13 protein-coding genes are annotated in these 13,351 nt (G+C 67.8%); 8 read left to right on the forward strand and 5 right to left on the reverse strand.

The annotated features are described in order from the left end of the window. The first annotated feature begins 45 nt into the window (after positions 1-45). Positions 46-1,032, forward strand: a complete 987-nt coding sequence (locus tag EH231_RS09670; protein ID WP_124712311.1) for an SDR family NAD(P)-dependent oxidoreductase — start codon at positions 46-48, stop codon at positions 1,030-1,032. A gap of 59 nt (positions 1,033-1,091) precedes the next feature. Here EH231_RS09670 and EH231_RS09675 read toward each other — a convergent pair whose 3' ends face one another. Beyond that, positions 1,092-1,874: a cutinase family protein gene (locus EH231_RS09675; protein WP_090431509.1), complete on the reverse strand. Its 783-nt coding sequence runs from the start codon at positions 1,872-1,874 to the stop codon at positions 1,092-1,094. Between the two features lie 202 nt (positions 1,875-2,076). Between EH231_RS09675 and EH231_RS09680 the strand changes: the two genes are divergently transcribed. From EH231_RS09680 to EH231_RS09695, 4 genes are all read left to right on the forward strand, one after another. After that, positions 2,077-2,949, forward strand: coding sequence for a carbohydrate ABC transporter permease (locus EH231_RS09680; protein ID WP_124712312.1), 873 nt, complete (start codon positions 2,077-2,079; stop codon positions 2,947-2,949). Further along, positions 2,936-3,748, forward strand: a complete 813-nt coding sequence (locus EH231_RS09685; protein WP_164480831.1) for a carbohydrate ABC transporter permease — start codon at positions 2,936-2,938, stop codon at positions 3,746-3,748. The genes EH231_RS09680 and EH231_RS09685 overlap by 14 nt, the downstream gene beginning before the upstream one ends. Then, entirely contained in the window at positions 3,745-5,070 is a 1,326-nt protein-coding gene (locus tag EH231_RS09690) for an ABC transporter substrate-binding protein (protein ID WP_090431513.1), read from the forward strand. Before EH231_RS09685 ends, EH231_RS09690 begins: the two co-directional genes overlap by 4 nt. Before the next feature lie 89 nt (positions 5,071-5,159). After that, a complete protein-coding gene (locus EH231_RS09695; protein WP_164481180.1) occupies positions 5,160-6,119 on the forward strand; it encodes a DUF4349 domain-containing protein in 960 nt (319 codons plus the stop codon). On the opposite strand, the gene EH231_RS09700 is transcribed toward EH231_RS09695, so the two are convergent. Both EH231_RS09700 and EH231_RS09705 read right to left on the reverse strand, forming a co-directional pair. Continuing rightward, entirely contained in the window at positions 6,009-6,851 is an 843-nt protein-coding gene (locus EH231_RS09700; protein WP_090431515.1) for a CbiQ family ECF transporter T component, read from the reverse strand. The two genes, EH231_RS09695 and EH231_RS09700, sit on opposite strands and share 111 nt — an antisense overlap. Then, positions 6,848-8,893 (reverse strand): ATP-binding cassette domain-containing protein, encoded by a 2,046-nt coding sequence (locus tag EH231_RS09705; RefSeq protein ID WP_090431517.1) that lies wholly within the window; start codon positions 8,891-8,893, stop codon positions 6,848-6,850. Before EH231_RS09705 ends, EH231_RS09700 begins: the two co-directional genes overlap by 4 nt. A gap of 106 nt (positions 8,894-8,999) precedes the next feature. Between EH231_RS09705 and EH231_RS09710 the strand changes: the two genes are divergently transcribed. Genes EH231_RS09710 through EH231_RS09720 form a run of 3 tightly spaced genes read left to right on the forward strand, consistent with a single transcriptional unit; the run spans position 9,000 to position 11,440 of the window. After that, a complete protein-coding gene (locus tag EH231_RS09710; protein ID WP_124712313.1) occupies positions 9,000-9,476 on the forward strand; it encodes a MarR family winged helix-turn-helix transcriptional regulator in 477 nt (158 codons plus the stop codon). An 18-nt stretch (positions 9,477-9,494) separates the two neighbouring features. Beyond that, positions 9,495-10,706 carry an MFS transporter gene (locus tag EH231_RS09715; RefSeq protein ID WP_090431519.1) on the forward strand — a complete coding sequence of 404 codons (1,212 nt, stop codon included), beginning with the start codon at positions 9,495-9,497 and terminating at the stop codon, positions 10,704-10,706. A 56-nt stretch (positions 10,707-10,762) separates the two neighbouring features. Continuing rightward, positions 10,763-11,440, forward strand: a complete 678-nt coding sequence (locus tag EH231_RS09720; protein ID WP_124712314.1) for a YoaK family protein — start codon at positions 10,763-10,765, stop codon at positions 11,438-11,440. 109 nt (positions 11,441-11,549) lie between these two features. On the opposite strand, the gene EH231_RS09725 is transcribed toward EH231_RS09720, so the two are convergent. Then, the gene (locus EH231_RS09725) at positions 11,550-12,611 is read right to left on the reverse strand and encodes an esterase-like activity of phytase family protein (protein ID WP_124712315.1); all 1,062 of its coding nucleotides are present in this window, start codon (positions 12,609-12,611) and stop codon (positions 11,550-11,552) included. Further along, entirely contained in the window at positions 12,611-13,345 is a 735-nt protein-coding gene (locus EH231_RS09730; RefSeq protein ID WP_090431523.1) for a VIT1/CCC1 transporter family protein, read from the reverse strand. The genes EH231_RS09725 and EH231_RS09730 overlap by 1 nt, the downstream gene beginning before the upstream one ends. Positions 13,346-13,351: the final 6 nt, after the last annotated feature.

Raw genomic sequence — 13,351 nt, forward strand, 5'->3', positions numbered from 1 at the left:
CTAGCGTCCTTCCGACGGTCGTTGGTTCGCTAGGAGGATGGCGTCATGCGCGTGTTGGTCACCGGCGGTACCGGATTTGTGGGTGGATGGACCGCGAAAGCGATTGCCGACGCCGGTCATTCCGTCCGATTTCTGGTGCGCAATCCGGACCGGCTGCACACCAGCGTCGCCAAGCTCGGGGTCGACGTCTCCGACCATGCGGTCGGCGACATCACCGACCGCGACTCGGTCATGCGTGCGCTTGAGGGTTGCGACGCCGTCCTGCACAGCGCGGCACTGGTCGCCACCGATCCGAGCCAGACCGCGCAGATGATGAGCACCAACATGGACGGTGCGCGGAACGTTCTGGGCGGCGCCGCAGAACTCGGCCTCGATCCGATCATCCACGTATCGAGTATCACCGCCCTGTTCAACCCCGATGTGGAGACGCTGGAAGCGGACCTGCCGGTGTTCGGCGGCACCGACGGCTACGGACGGTCCAAGGCGCAGGTCGAGATCTACGCCCGCGGAATGCAGGATGCCGGTGCGCCGGTGAACATCACCTATCCCGGTATGGTCATGGGCCCGCCGGTCGGCAACCAGTTCGGCGAAGCCGGCGAGGGTGTCGCCGCCGCACTGCAACTCGGCGCGATCCCCGGTCGCAGTGCGGCCTGGACCATCGTCGACGGTCGTGACCTGGCCGCCCTGCACGTCGCGCTGCTCGAACCGGGCCGCGGGCCCCGCCGCTATATGGCGGGCGGACACCGCATTCCGGTGGACCAACTCGCCAAACTGCTCACCGAGGTCGGCGACAAGACCATGTTCGCCGTCCCGGTTCCCGACACCGTGCTGCGGATCGCCGGACAGGTACTCGACCGGATGGGCCCCTTCCTGCCGTTCCAGACACCGTTCACCGAGGCCGGGATGCAGTACTACACGCAGATGCCGGCGTCCGACGACTCACCGAGTGAACGGGACTTCGGCATCACCTACCGCGATCCGCGAATCACGCTGGCCGACACCGTCGCCGGCTTCCGAGACCTCAACAGCTGACGGCCGGAAGCGGTCCCCCGAGGACCTGCTTCCGGCCGCCGGCCGTTGTTCAGTTGGTGTCAGTTCTCGCCGACCTGGCCTGCCGTCTGCACCACCGGCGCCGAGGGTGCCGCACCCCCGAGCTGGCGGGCCGCGAAATCAGCTGCCTGGATTGCCATCCCGTTGTCCTTGTAGGAGCTGTGGGCGGCGCGGTTCAGACCCCCGGGGAAGCAGATGGGGTCGCCCGGTGCACACAGCTGGATGGTCTTGGCCGCGTACGACGGGCCGATGGCGATCGGCGGGGCGCTGCGGTCGGCCAGGCCCAGAATCCACTCGTCGGGCGTTCCGAACAGAGCCACAGCCGCGACGTGCGAGGCGATCGATGCCGGCATCGGGCCACTGATACCGGCGGGCAGGACGAACCCGGCGGGCACGCTGCCGGCGGTGGTGTAACCGGCCACCGCGGCTCCCTGCGAGTAACCGCCCAACACGATCTTGGTCGCCGGGCAGGTCGCCGCGATCGACTGGATCCGATTGCTTGCGTCGGCGACGCCGTCGGCCGCCTGGCCGAAGTCCAGCGATGCCGGATAGTTCACTCCGTACACGTCGACCGTCTTGCCGGGCAGATCGGCGCTGAGCGCGTCGACGAACGCCTGCCCGGTGGCGCCCACGCCGGGTGCCTCGTTGGTCCCGCGGGCGAACACCACCTCGACGTCCGCACACCCGTCGGCGGCATTGGCCGAGGCAATCGGGCCCGCCAGCGAGCCGAGCACCATGGCGGCCAGCGCGAAGACTGTGAAGATCGTGGACTGTGCCACCTTGCTGATCGAAGCGCCCGTGCGGGCTCGCTGCGGTGTATTCATGAGATTCTCCCCCAGTCCCTGTTTGCTGCGATTACCTGCTACAAGCGCGAGGCAGCGAATTCGATTCCGGAGGAGTCAAGTGATCTACGTCATCTGAGCAAATCGCGCGCGCCGGGATTGCACGACGGCATTCCGGCGTTGAGGGTGGGCGCTCGGGTGCCCGGCGTGGCGTCCGAAGGTCACGAACCGCTTTAATGGCTCGATGGCCACCTCGCGTGTCCGCACCACCGCCCTGGGGTACGCGCTTGTCGCCCCCAGCCTGTTCGGCGTCGTCACCTTCCTGTTACTGCCCATGCTGGTGGTGATCTGGCTGAGCCTGCAACGGTGGGACCTGCTCGGCCCGATCGAGTATGTGGGACTGGACAATTGGACGTCGGTGCTCACCGATTCGTCGTTTGCTCGGTCTCTGGCGATCACACTGCTGTTCGTACTGCTGGTGGTGCCGACCCAAACCGTACTGGGACTGATCGCGGCATCGCTGCTGGCCCGAGATCTCCCCGGCACCGGCTTTTTCCGCACCGTGTACGTATTGCCGTGGATCTGCGCGCCGCTCGCCATCGCGGTGTTGTGGAAATGGATCCTGGCGCCCACGGACGGAGCGCTGAGCACTGTGCTGGGCCGGCAGGTGGACTGGCTCACCGACCCGGGGCTGGCGCTGCCGGTGGTGTCGGCGGTCGTGGTGTGGACCAACGTCGGCTACGTGACGCTGTTCTTCCTGGCAGGCATCCTCAACATCCCGGCCGACGTCCACAACGCCGCCCGCACCGACGGCGCCACCGACTGGCAGCGGTTCCGTCACATCACCCTGCCGATGCTGCGCCCGACCACGTTCTTCGTCCTTGTCACCGGAATTGTCAGCGCCGCGCAGGTATTCGACACCGTGTACGCGCTGACCGCGGGCGGGCCCCAAGGGCGCACCGACCTGGTGGCCCACCGGATCTATGCCGAGGCGTTCGGTGCGGCCGCGGTGGGTCGCGCTTCCGTGATGGCCATCGTGCTGTTCGTCATCCTCGTCGGCATCACGCTCCTCCAGCACGTCTACTTCCGCCGCAGGATCAGCTATGACCTCACGTAACGCACTGATCTACGTGGGGCTGCTCCTCGGCGCGGTGATCACGCTGCTGCCCTTCGGCCTCGGGTTGCTCACCTCGTTCACCTCGGCCGAGCAGTTCGCCACCGATCCTCCGCTGTCACTACCCGCGCCGCCGACGTTGGAGAACTACGTCGGGCTGTCGGAAGCCGGGTTCGGACGCGCCATCGTGGTGACGGCCTTGATGACCGCCGTCATCCTGCTGGGCCAACTGGTGTTCTCGGTGCTGGCCGCCTATGCCTTTGCCCGGCTGCGGTTTCCCGGCCGCGACGCGTTGTTCTGGGTCTACATCGCCACGCTGATGGTGCCTGCGACGGTGACTGTCGTTCCGCTGTACCTGATGATGGCCGAAGCCGGGTTGCGCAACACCTTCTGGGCACTGGTGCTGCCGTTCATGTTCGGCTCGCCGTACGCGATCTTCCTGTTGCGTGAGTACTTTCGGTCCATTCCCGGCGATCTGATCAATGCGGCCCGCCTCGACGGCGCCCACACGCTGGACGTGATCACCCATGTGGTGGTGCCGGCCAGCCGGCCGATCCTCGTGACCCTGGCGTTGATCACCGTGGTGAGCCAGTGGAACAACTTCCTGTGGCCGTTGGTGATCACGAGCGGCAGCAAGTGGCAGGTGCTCACGGTCGCGACGGCTGGGCTGCAGACGCAATACAACGCGCAGTGGACGCTGGTGATGGCGGCGACCACGGTGGCGATCGTCCCGCTGATCGTGTTGTTCATCGCGTTCTCGCGCAACATCGTCCGTTCGATCGTCGTGACGGGGATCAAATGAGGCGCTCCACCGTCCTGGCCGCGGGACTGGCACTGACCATGGCCGTCCTGCTCGTCTTCGCCGTGCTGCTGGGCCGCACCACCGAACCCGAAGGGCGCACCGTGGTCACCGTGCGCCTGTGGGACCCGCAGGTCGCGGCGGCCTACCGGGAGTCCTTCGCGGAGTTCAACCAGGAACACCCCGACATCGAGGTGCGGGTCAACACCGTCGCCTATTCGGCGTACTTCGACAGTCTGCGCACCGATGTGGCCGGCGGGAGTGCCGATGACATCTTCTGGCTGTCCAATGCGTACCTCGCCGGTTATGCCGACAACGGCCGACTGCTCGACATCGGACAGACATTGGGCGCCAACGCCGCCCGGGCCTGGGAACCCTCGGTGGTCAACCAGTTCACCCGAAACGACGCGCTGTGGGCGGTTCCGCAACTGACCGACGCCGGTATCGCGGTGTACTTCAACGCCGACCTGCTCGACGCGGCGGGAGTGGACCTCGCCGAACTGACCACGCTGCGATGGTCGAACGGTCCCGACGACACCCTGCGGTCGCTGGCGGCCAGGCTGACCGTGGACGAGCAGGGCCGTTCGGCGGGCACCGACGGTTTCGACGTCGGCCGCATCCGGCAGTGGGGCTACAACGCCGCCAACGATCTTCAGGGCATCTACCTCAACTACATCGGCTCTGCGGGCGGCATCTTCACCATCGGCGACCGCTTCGCCTTCGACAACCCGCAGGCTGTCGAGGCGTTCACCTATCTGGTTCGGCTGATCAACGACGATCACGTCGCGCCGCCGGCCTCGGCCACCAACAACAACGGCGACTTCTCCCGCAACACCTTCCTGCAGGGCCGCATGGCTCTGTTCCAGTCCGGTACCTACAACCTGGCCGCCATTGCCAACCAGGCCCGGTTCCGTTGGGGTGTGGCGATGCTGCCGGCCGGGCCCAAGGGCCAAGTCAGTGTCACCAATGGCATTGCCGCAGCGGCGAACTCAGCGACCCGTCACCCCGATGCGGTGCGCGAGGTGCTGTCCTGGATGGGCAGCAAGCGCGGCAACGAATACCTGGGTGTCAAAGGGGCCGCCATCCCGGCCGTGTTGCGGGCCCAGCCGGTGTACCGCAACTACTGGAAATCGCGTGGAGTCGATGTCAGCCCCTTCTTCCTGGTACTGCACGGGCCTCGCATCCCGGCGCCGGGAGCCGCCGGGTTCCCGGCCGGATACCAGGCCCTCAAGCCGTATTTCGACGAGATGTTCCTGGGCCGCGGTGATGTCGAGCAGTCGCTGGCCGACGCCCAGTGGGCGGCCAATTCCGCAGCAGCCCGCTGAGCGTGCGCGAATTACCGGCCCCTGACCTCCGGCACGTCGCTTACATTGGGCTGATGCCCCAGCACACCAGTGCATCCCGCCGCCACCGCATGACGGTGGCACTGTTTACCGCGGCCTTGTTGGCTGCCGCGCCGGCCTGCGCGGCCGGGCACTCCCCCAATTCCTCGGCACCGGCGGCACCTCAGAGCGATGCCGGATTCGCCCCCGCGGCCCCGGTACCCGAAGCCGGCCCGGGGATGAAGAACGCGCCGATACCCGCCGAGGTCAAGCGCGACATCGTCAAGACCGCATCGATGTCGATCACCGCGGGCCACCCGGCAGCGGTAGCGGACAGGGCCGTATCGCTGGCCACCGATGCCGGCGGCCGCGTGGACAGCCGCTCCGAGGATGCCGGCTCCAGTTCCGGCCGCGCACACATCTCCCTGGCGCTGCGGGTCCCGGCCGCCAAACTCGAAGGCACCCTCGACGAGTTCAAGAAGCTCGGCACCGTCCAGACCGTCGAGGTCCGCGCCGACGACGTGACCTCGCAGCGCGTCGATCTCGACGCCCGCATCAAGGCACTACAGACCTCGGTGGACCGGCTGCTGGGAATCATGCGGGACGCCAAGGATCCCGAGGCCCTGATCCAGGCCGAGAACGCGTTGTCACAGCGCCAGGCGGACCTCGACAGCCTGCGCGCGCAGCGTACCCAGCTCGGTGACCAGATCGACTACAGCACGGTCAATCTCGATATCACCGCCGAGCAGATCGGCGGCCCCGCCCCGCAGTATCGGGGGTTCTGGGGTCAAGTCGAACGCGGCTGGCACGGCCTGGTCTCGATGGCATCGGGAGCCGTGATGTTGTTCGGCCTGCTGCTGCCGTGGCTGGCGGCCGTGGTCATCGCGGCAGTGATCGTCGTGGCCGTCGTCCGGCTGACCAGGTCGCGTCCCCGGCAGACGTCAGCGGCGGGGCAGGCTGGTGGGCAGGACGGTCAGCTCCAGGGCCAGGGCGGTGCCACAGACGAGAACGAGGATGGCGAAGGCGATCCAGTCCCGCGACCGGGGTCGTGACGGTGCCGCCGAGATCTGGCCTGCCCCACCGCGCGCGGTGATCGCATCGCCCATCTCGTCGCCGCGGCGCAACGCCACGGTGACGGCGGCGGCCAGCAGATCCACCAGATTGGACACCCGTTGTTTGCGCCGGGCCCGGAACGTCTCGGCCGGTTCGACGGGGCGCAACCGATGCGCCGCATACAACGTGCGGAACTCGTCGATCAGCATCGGGAAAGCCCGCAGTGCCAACGCGATCGTCACCGCCCAGTCGTGCACGGGGACGCGAAACAGCCGTAGCGGGCGGCCCAAAGTGGCCACCGCAGGAGCGACGTCGGCGACATTCGTCGTCCAGGAAACCAGCGCACCCAGGCCCAACAGCACGATCGCCAGTGCGGTGACGCGCAGGTAGTTGAGCAGCCCGCCCAGACCGACCTGCATCGACCCGATGTCGATCACCGGGGAACCGCCGGCCAGTGCCGCGAGCGCCCCGCCCAACACCACCAGGATCCACAGAAAGAACGGAATCGACGGCAGCACGCCACGCGGAATGTGCGCCAGCCGCGCTGTCACCAGAATCAGCACCGCTACTGCCGCAATCGGCACCCATCCGGGATAGAAGGTCAGCAGGAGGCCGATGCCGGCGACGGCGAGCAGTTTTGTGCCTGCCCACAACCGGTGGATGACGGTGTCGCCGGGGACCGGGCGCAACAGCACAACGGGCTTGCGCTGTCCTCGCGTCGGCGCGGTCATCGGGTACCTCCGGCAGCTGTCGGGGCGAGGGCGAGTTCACCGTGATGCAGGTGCAGCGTGCGCGGGCACAGGCCCTCCAGGCCGGTGAAATCGTGCGAGATGACGACGACGGTCAGCCCGTTGTTGTGCCGCAGATCCTCAAGCAACCGCAGCAGTCCCCGTTGGCTGGCCGCGTCGAGTCCGGCCAGCGGCTCGTCGAGGATCAGCGCCCGCGGCGACCGGGCCAGCAGCCCGGCCAGGACGACGCGGCGCATCTGCCCGCCCGAGAGTTGGTCGATGCGGCGCTGCGCCAGTGCCGCGTCCAATCCGACCATCTCCAGGGCACCCGCGATGCGGTCGTCCTCGTGCGCCGAGAAGCCTGCGGCCGAGGCGATTTCACGTCCCACGGTGCTGCGCATCAACTGCAGCCGGGCGGCCTGGAACGAGATCGCCACCGAGCCCACCTGCTGTGCCACCGGTACCCCGTCGAGCAGGCACGCGCCGTAGGTGGGAACCGTCAGCCCGGCCATGATCCAGGCCAGGGTCGATTTACCCGAACCGTTCAGGCCGTGCACCAGGACCCCGTCACCTTCGTTGACGGTGAACGTGATGTCACGCAAAGCCGTTTTCGCCCAGGGGGTTCCGCTGGCGTATTCGTGTCCGACGCCGGTCAGCTCCAGCACCGGCGCACTGCTGCCAGCGACGGGCGCGGCCGCGACGGGTACCGCGGAGGTCTGCACCATGTCGGTGTTGTCGGCGGTGCCGCCGTTGCCGCTGAGCTTCACCGTGCGGTCGGCCGAATCCGCCTCGTCGTTGTAGTGCGTGATGTGCACCAGCGACATCTGGTGATGCTCGGTCAGCCCGGACAACACGTTCATCAAGGTGTCGCGACCCCGTTGATCCACCATGCTGGTGACCTCGTCGGCGATCAGCAACGAGGGTTCGCGGGCCAGCGCCCCGGCGACCGCCAATCGCTGCAGTTCCCCACCGGACAATCCCCCGGTGTCACGCTCGGCCAGGCCGTCGAGCCCCACTTCGGCCAGGAGTCGCTCCACATCGGCGGTCGCGCCGACGGGCAGACCCCACACCACGTCGTCGGCCACCCGGCTCCCCAGTACCTGGCTTTCCGGATGCTGCATCACCACTGCCGTGCCGCCGATGCGGCCCAGCCCCACGGCGCCGGCACGTTCGATGCTGCCCGAAGTGGGTTGGCGTCCGGCCAGCATGAGCATGAGAGTGGTCTTGCCCGAGCCATTCGGGCCGGTCACCGCGACGTGCTCGCCGGGCTGCAACTCCATCGACACCGGGCCCAGCGCGTCGCGCTCGACTCCCGGGTAGCGGAACCGTACATCGGTCAGCCGGGCCGGGACCGGAGCGATCGCCGCCCCGTCCTCCTCGCCGTCGGCGTCGAGCTTGTGGACGTCGGGGACCCCGAGCAACCGGGCCAGGATCCGCGAGAGCGCCCACCAGCCGATCATGCTGACCGAGGTGATGCTGGTGATGCCGAGGAACAGCATCAGCACGGGCCAGTAGTCCAGCATCGTCGCGAAGATGGTCCTGATCGGTTCGGCCGCCACGTCGACCACCGGAATGCGCTCGAGCACCTTGGCGATCCCTTCGATGCCCGCGCTGAGTGAGTCGAAGATCAGGCTGCGCAGCCTCGTCAGCACGGTCAGCGCCGCGATGATCGCGGATCCGAACAGCGCCCCGGCCACGATGGCGGCACAGAACGCCGTGCCGGTGCCACGGCCACGGCGCTTGACCACGCCGGTCAGCCCGCCGATGTAGGCGCAGTCGACGACGGTCATCGCTCCGCCCATGCCTGCGATCAGGAAGGCGATCGTGCCGGCGGCGACGGTGGCGGCCAGCAGCACCCGCAGCCGGTAGCGGTAGGCCAGCAGCCCCATCGGCACCGTTCCCAGCACCGAGAGGCCGGCCGCGAACGGCACCACCACGGCGATGATCGCGGTGGCCGCACAGAGCGCCGCCATCACCGAAGCCTGGGCAAGCTCGCCGGGGGTGAGGCCGCGCCGAGGCGTCGTCGCCGGGGGTTTCGCGGTCATCGTTCGATTCTGCCAGCCGCGATCGCGGCCGTCGGGGGCCCGTCATGTGACCGATAGCACGCGGGCCGACTAGACTACATAGCAAATCTATGTAAATATGGTGGGCATGCCGACCCCGACCGAGGATGTAACGGTAACCGACGAAACCGCGCTGGGCGCCGACCTGCTGTCGGTCGTCGCCCGGTTGAACCGGCTGGCCACCCAACGCGCCCGGCTACCGCTGCCCTGGGCCCAGGCCCGGCTGCTGTCCACGATCGAGGACCAGGGCGAGGCGCGCATCTCCGACCTGGCCTATCTCGATCACTGCTCGCAGCCGACCATGACCACCCAGGTTCGCCGCCTCGAAGACGCCCACCTGGTGTCACGCACCACCGATCCCGGCGATGCCCGCGCGGTGCTGATCCGGATCACCGAGCAGGGCCGGCGGACCCTGGATCAGGCCAGGGCGGATCGCGCCGCCGCGATCAACCCCCGCCTTGAGCGGCTCAGCGCCGAGGAGCGCCAGACATTGGCGGCCTCCGTCGACATCATTCGACGGTTGCTCACCGATGTCGCCGAGCATCCGCTCGCTCACGAAAACTAGATAGGAGTCACCGCCCTGATGTGGCGTCAACCCAAGGCCGTATGGGCCGTCGCTTTCGCCTCCGTCGTCGCCTTCATGGGCATCGGACTGGTCGATCCCATCCTCAAACCGATCGCCGACAACCTCGACGCCTCGCCCTCGCAGGTGTCGTTGCTGTTCACCAGCTACATGGCGGTGATGGGTGTGGCGATGCTGGTCACGGGTGTGGTGTCCAGCCGGATCGGCCCCAAGCGCACGCTGCTGCTCGGCCTGGTGATCATCATCGCCGGCGCCGGCCTGGCCGGGATGAGCGACACCGTGATGCAGATCGTGGGCTGGCGCGCACTGTGGGGCCTGGGCAACGCCCTGTTCATCGCCACGGCGCTGGCCACCATCGTCAACTCCGCGAAAGGCTCTGTGGCGCAAGCCATCATCCTCTATGAGGCGGCGCTGGGCCTGGGTATCGCGATCGGCCCGCTGGTCGGCGGCGTGCTCGGTTCGATCTCTTGGCGCGGCCCGTTCTTCGGCGTCTCGGCGCTGATGGCCTTCGCCCTGGTGATCACGGCATTCCTGTTGCCGGCCACCCCGCGCGCCGAACGTGCCACCACGCTTGCCGATCCGTTCCGGGCGCTGCGCCACCGCGGACTACTCGGCGTCGCGATCACCGCCCTGCTCTACAACTTCGGTTTCTTCACCCTGCTGGCCTTCACCCCCTTCCCGCTGGACATGACCGCCCATCAGATCGGGCTGATCTTCTTCGGCTGGGGCCTGGCGTTGGCGTTCACCTCCGTGGTGGTCGCCCCGCGCCTGCAACACCGCTTCGGCACGGTGCGGGTGCTGATCCTCAACCTGCTCGCCTTCACGACGGTGCTGGCCGCGATGGCCGTGTGGACCGAATCCAAGACCGTCCTGGCATCGGGTGTGGTGATCGCCGGCCTGTTCATCGGCATCAACAACACGCTCATCACCGAGACCGTGATGAAGGCGGCCCCGGTCGAGCGCGGCGTAGCGTCGGCGGCCTACAGCTTCCTGCGCTTCGGCGGCGCCGCGATCGCGCCGTGGCTGGCCGGGGTGCTCGGCGAGCAGGTCAGCGTGCACCTGCCCTACTGGGTGGGCGCGGCCGCGGTGCTGGCCGGCGCCGGTGTGCTGGCTCTGACGCGACCGCACCTGACCGGAATCGACGTCGAGGAGTCCGAGCTCGACGAGCTGACCGACGAGGCCACCGCGGTCACCGTCGGCAGCGACACCTAGCCGCCGGCGGGCGAATCCCGCCCCGAGCGCCGGCCACGCTCCCCACAATGGGTGACATGTCGCAACAGTTCGACGGCGAGGCCCGGTTGTCGTGGGTTCTGGCCGGACTGGCCGGCGTGCTGGGGGCAGCCGCGTTCACCCATTCGGCGGGGTACTTCGTAACCTTCATGACCGGCAATACCGAGCGGGCGTTCCTCGGGCTCTTCCAGGGTGAGGAGTGGCTGGCGATCGGGGCCGCACTGCTGTTGCTCTCCTTCGTCGGCGGGGTGGTGATCGCATCGTTGTGCCGTCGTCACCTCTGGGTGAATCACCCCCATGGCGCGACCGTGCTGACGACGCTTGCGCTGGTGGTGTCCACCGTGGTCGACCTCATCGAGCGCGGCTGGACGGCCCGCGATGTTCCGTACGTCCCAATCCTGTTCGTGGCCTTCGGTATCGGCGCATTGAACACGTCGTTCGTCAAGGATGGCGAGGTGTCGATCCCGCTGAGTTACGTGACCGGCACTCTGGTCAAGCTCGGCCAGGGCATCGAACGCCACATCAGCGGAGGCCAACTCAGCGATTGGCTGGGCTATTTCCTGCTCTGGGCCGGTTTCGCCGGCGGAGCCGTCATCGGTGGCTTCATCAGCGTGGTGGTGAGCGGTTCGCAGATGCTGCTGGTGGCCACCGTCGTCTGTGCGATCACCGCGGCGTACACGTATTTCTACTTCGATCGTCACGCGTTGTTGAAATAGCGCGCGGAGTCGGCCCGCTGTTCTTTGGCCCGCTCGCCGCGATTGACGTGAGGGTCGTGATTCGGCGAGATTCACGACCCTCACGTCAATCTCGACGCGCCACACCCGCCTACAACGCGAACAACAGGAACTGCGTCACCTGGGTCGGCGAGAAATTGTCGTCGCTGACCGCGATCACCGACTGCCGACCGTCGGCCAGCTTGGGCCCCAACGTGATTCCCTCGATGTTGTCCAGAGGTGTCAGACCTGGCGTGGTGGTCAGATCAGCCAGCAGCGTCTTGGTCATCTCTGTGGAGCCCTCGACGACGTCGGCCCGGTAGATGCGCACCGCGACGTGCGTGCCGTAACCACGCTCGATCACCAGAAAGCTGCTGTCGTCGAGCGCGACCAGATCCGACAACCCGTTGTCCCCACGCGGCCCGGCGCTGACCGGGTCCAACGGATAGGTGTACTGGCCGTCGACCGCCCCGGACTCCGCGTCGAAGCGGACGACGCGGGTGCGCGCACCGTGCTGCTCATCCGGTGGCGGACCGTCGTCGTAGCCGGGGCCCTCCATCGCCGCCCAGAGATACCGCCCATCCGGTGTGAGCGTGAGCCCTTCCAGCGTGCTGTTGCGTCGCGGACCGTGTTCGGCGGCCGACATCCGAAACCCGTCGGGAAGGGCGAACCCGCCGATGAAGCTGCCGTCGAGGCCTGCGGTCCGCACCCACGGGTCCAGCAGGATCGGCGCACCCGGCCCCTCGACCCGCCGCTCCCCCTCGCTGGTCCAGTACAACCGCTGTCTGCGCGCATCGAAGGCGATGGCCTCGGGGTCGGGCGGCACCACCGGTGGCTGTGCATCGATGTTCAACGGGCCGAACGGCTGTGCGTCACGGTCCAGCAACGGACGGGTGGCGACGAACTCGACGTCACCGATACCGTTGTCCAACAGCGTGATCCGCGCGGTGTAGAACCGTGCGGGGCCTTTGGCGGAGCGGTCGTCGCTGATGACGTAGTACAGGTCGGCGGCCTGGTCATAGCTGATTCCCGACAATCCGCCGATCACCGTGCCGTCCAGCACCGCGCCGGAAGGCACCTGTCGCTGGCCGAGGTAGTCCAGTTGCGGCGTGGCGTGCGCCGGACCACATGCCGACAGCACCAGGGCGCCGGCCAACAGGATTCGACGCAGCATCAGGTGATGACGGCGCCGACCAGGATGCCGGCGGCATAGGTGGCCGCGATCGCGACCGCCCCGAACAGCAGTTGCCGCAGCCCCGCGATGGCCACCGGCTTGCGGGTGAACGTCGCCGCCACCCCGCCGGCGATCAACAGACCCACCCCGCCGCAGGCCAGCCCGGCCCACAACGACTCGAAGCCGAGCAGATACGGGATGAGCGGGATGATCGCGCCGATCGCGAACAACACGAACGACGAGCCGCCGGCTATCCACGGCGACGGCTTCTCCGTCGGGTGGACTCCCAGTTCCTGCACGAGATGAAAGTTCAGGGCCCGGTGCTCGTCGCGGTGGATCTCCTCGCTCGCCTTCACCGCGGTTTCGGGCGTCATCCCCATCTCTTGGAGCATGGCCACCAGTTCGGCCTGCTCGGCCTCGGGGTACTTGCGGAACGACCTGCGCTCGACCTTGACCTCGGAATCGACCTGCTCGTTGGCGGTGGTCACCGAGGTGTATTCGCCCAGCGCCATCGAGAAGGCGCCGGCCAGCAGGCCGGCCACGCCACTGAGCACCACGGTCTGGGCCGAGGCGCTGGCCCCGACACCGGCGATCAACGCGGTGTTGCTGACCAGACCGTCCATGGCCCCGAAGGTCGCCGCGCGTAGCCACCCGCCCGTCACATCCGCATGCCTGTGATGACTCACATGGGGCAAGCCGGTGGGAGACAGTGACTTACCGACCGAGTCCGGCATGCCGCC

Origin of the sequence: Mycolicibacterium nivoides (genome assembly GCF_003855255.1) — a bacterium.
Taxonomy (GTDB): domain Bacteria; phylum Actinomycetota; class Actinomycetes; order Mycobacteriales; family Mycobacteriaceae; genus Mycobacterium; species Mycobacterium nivoides.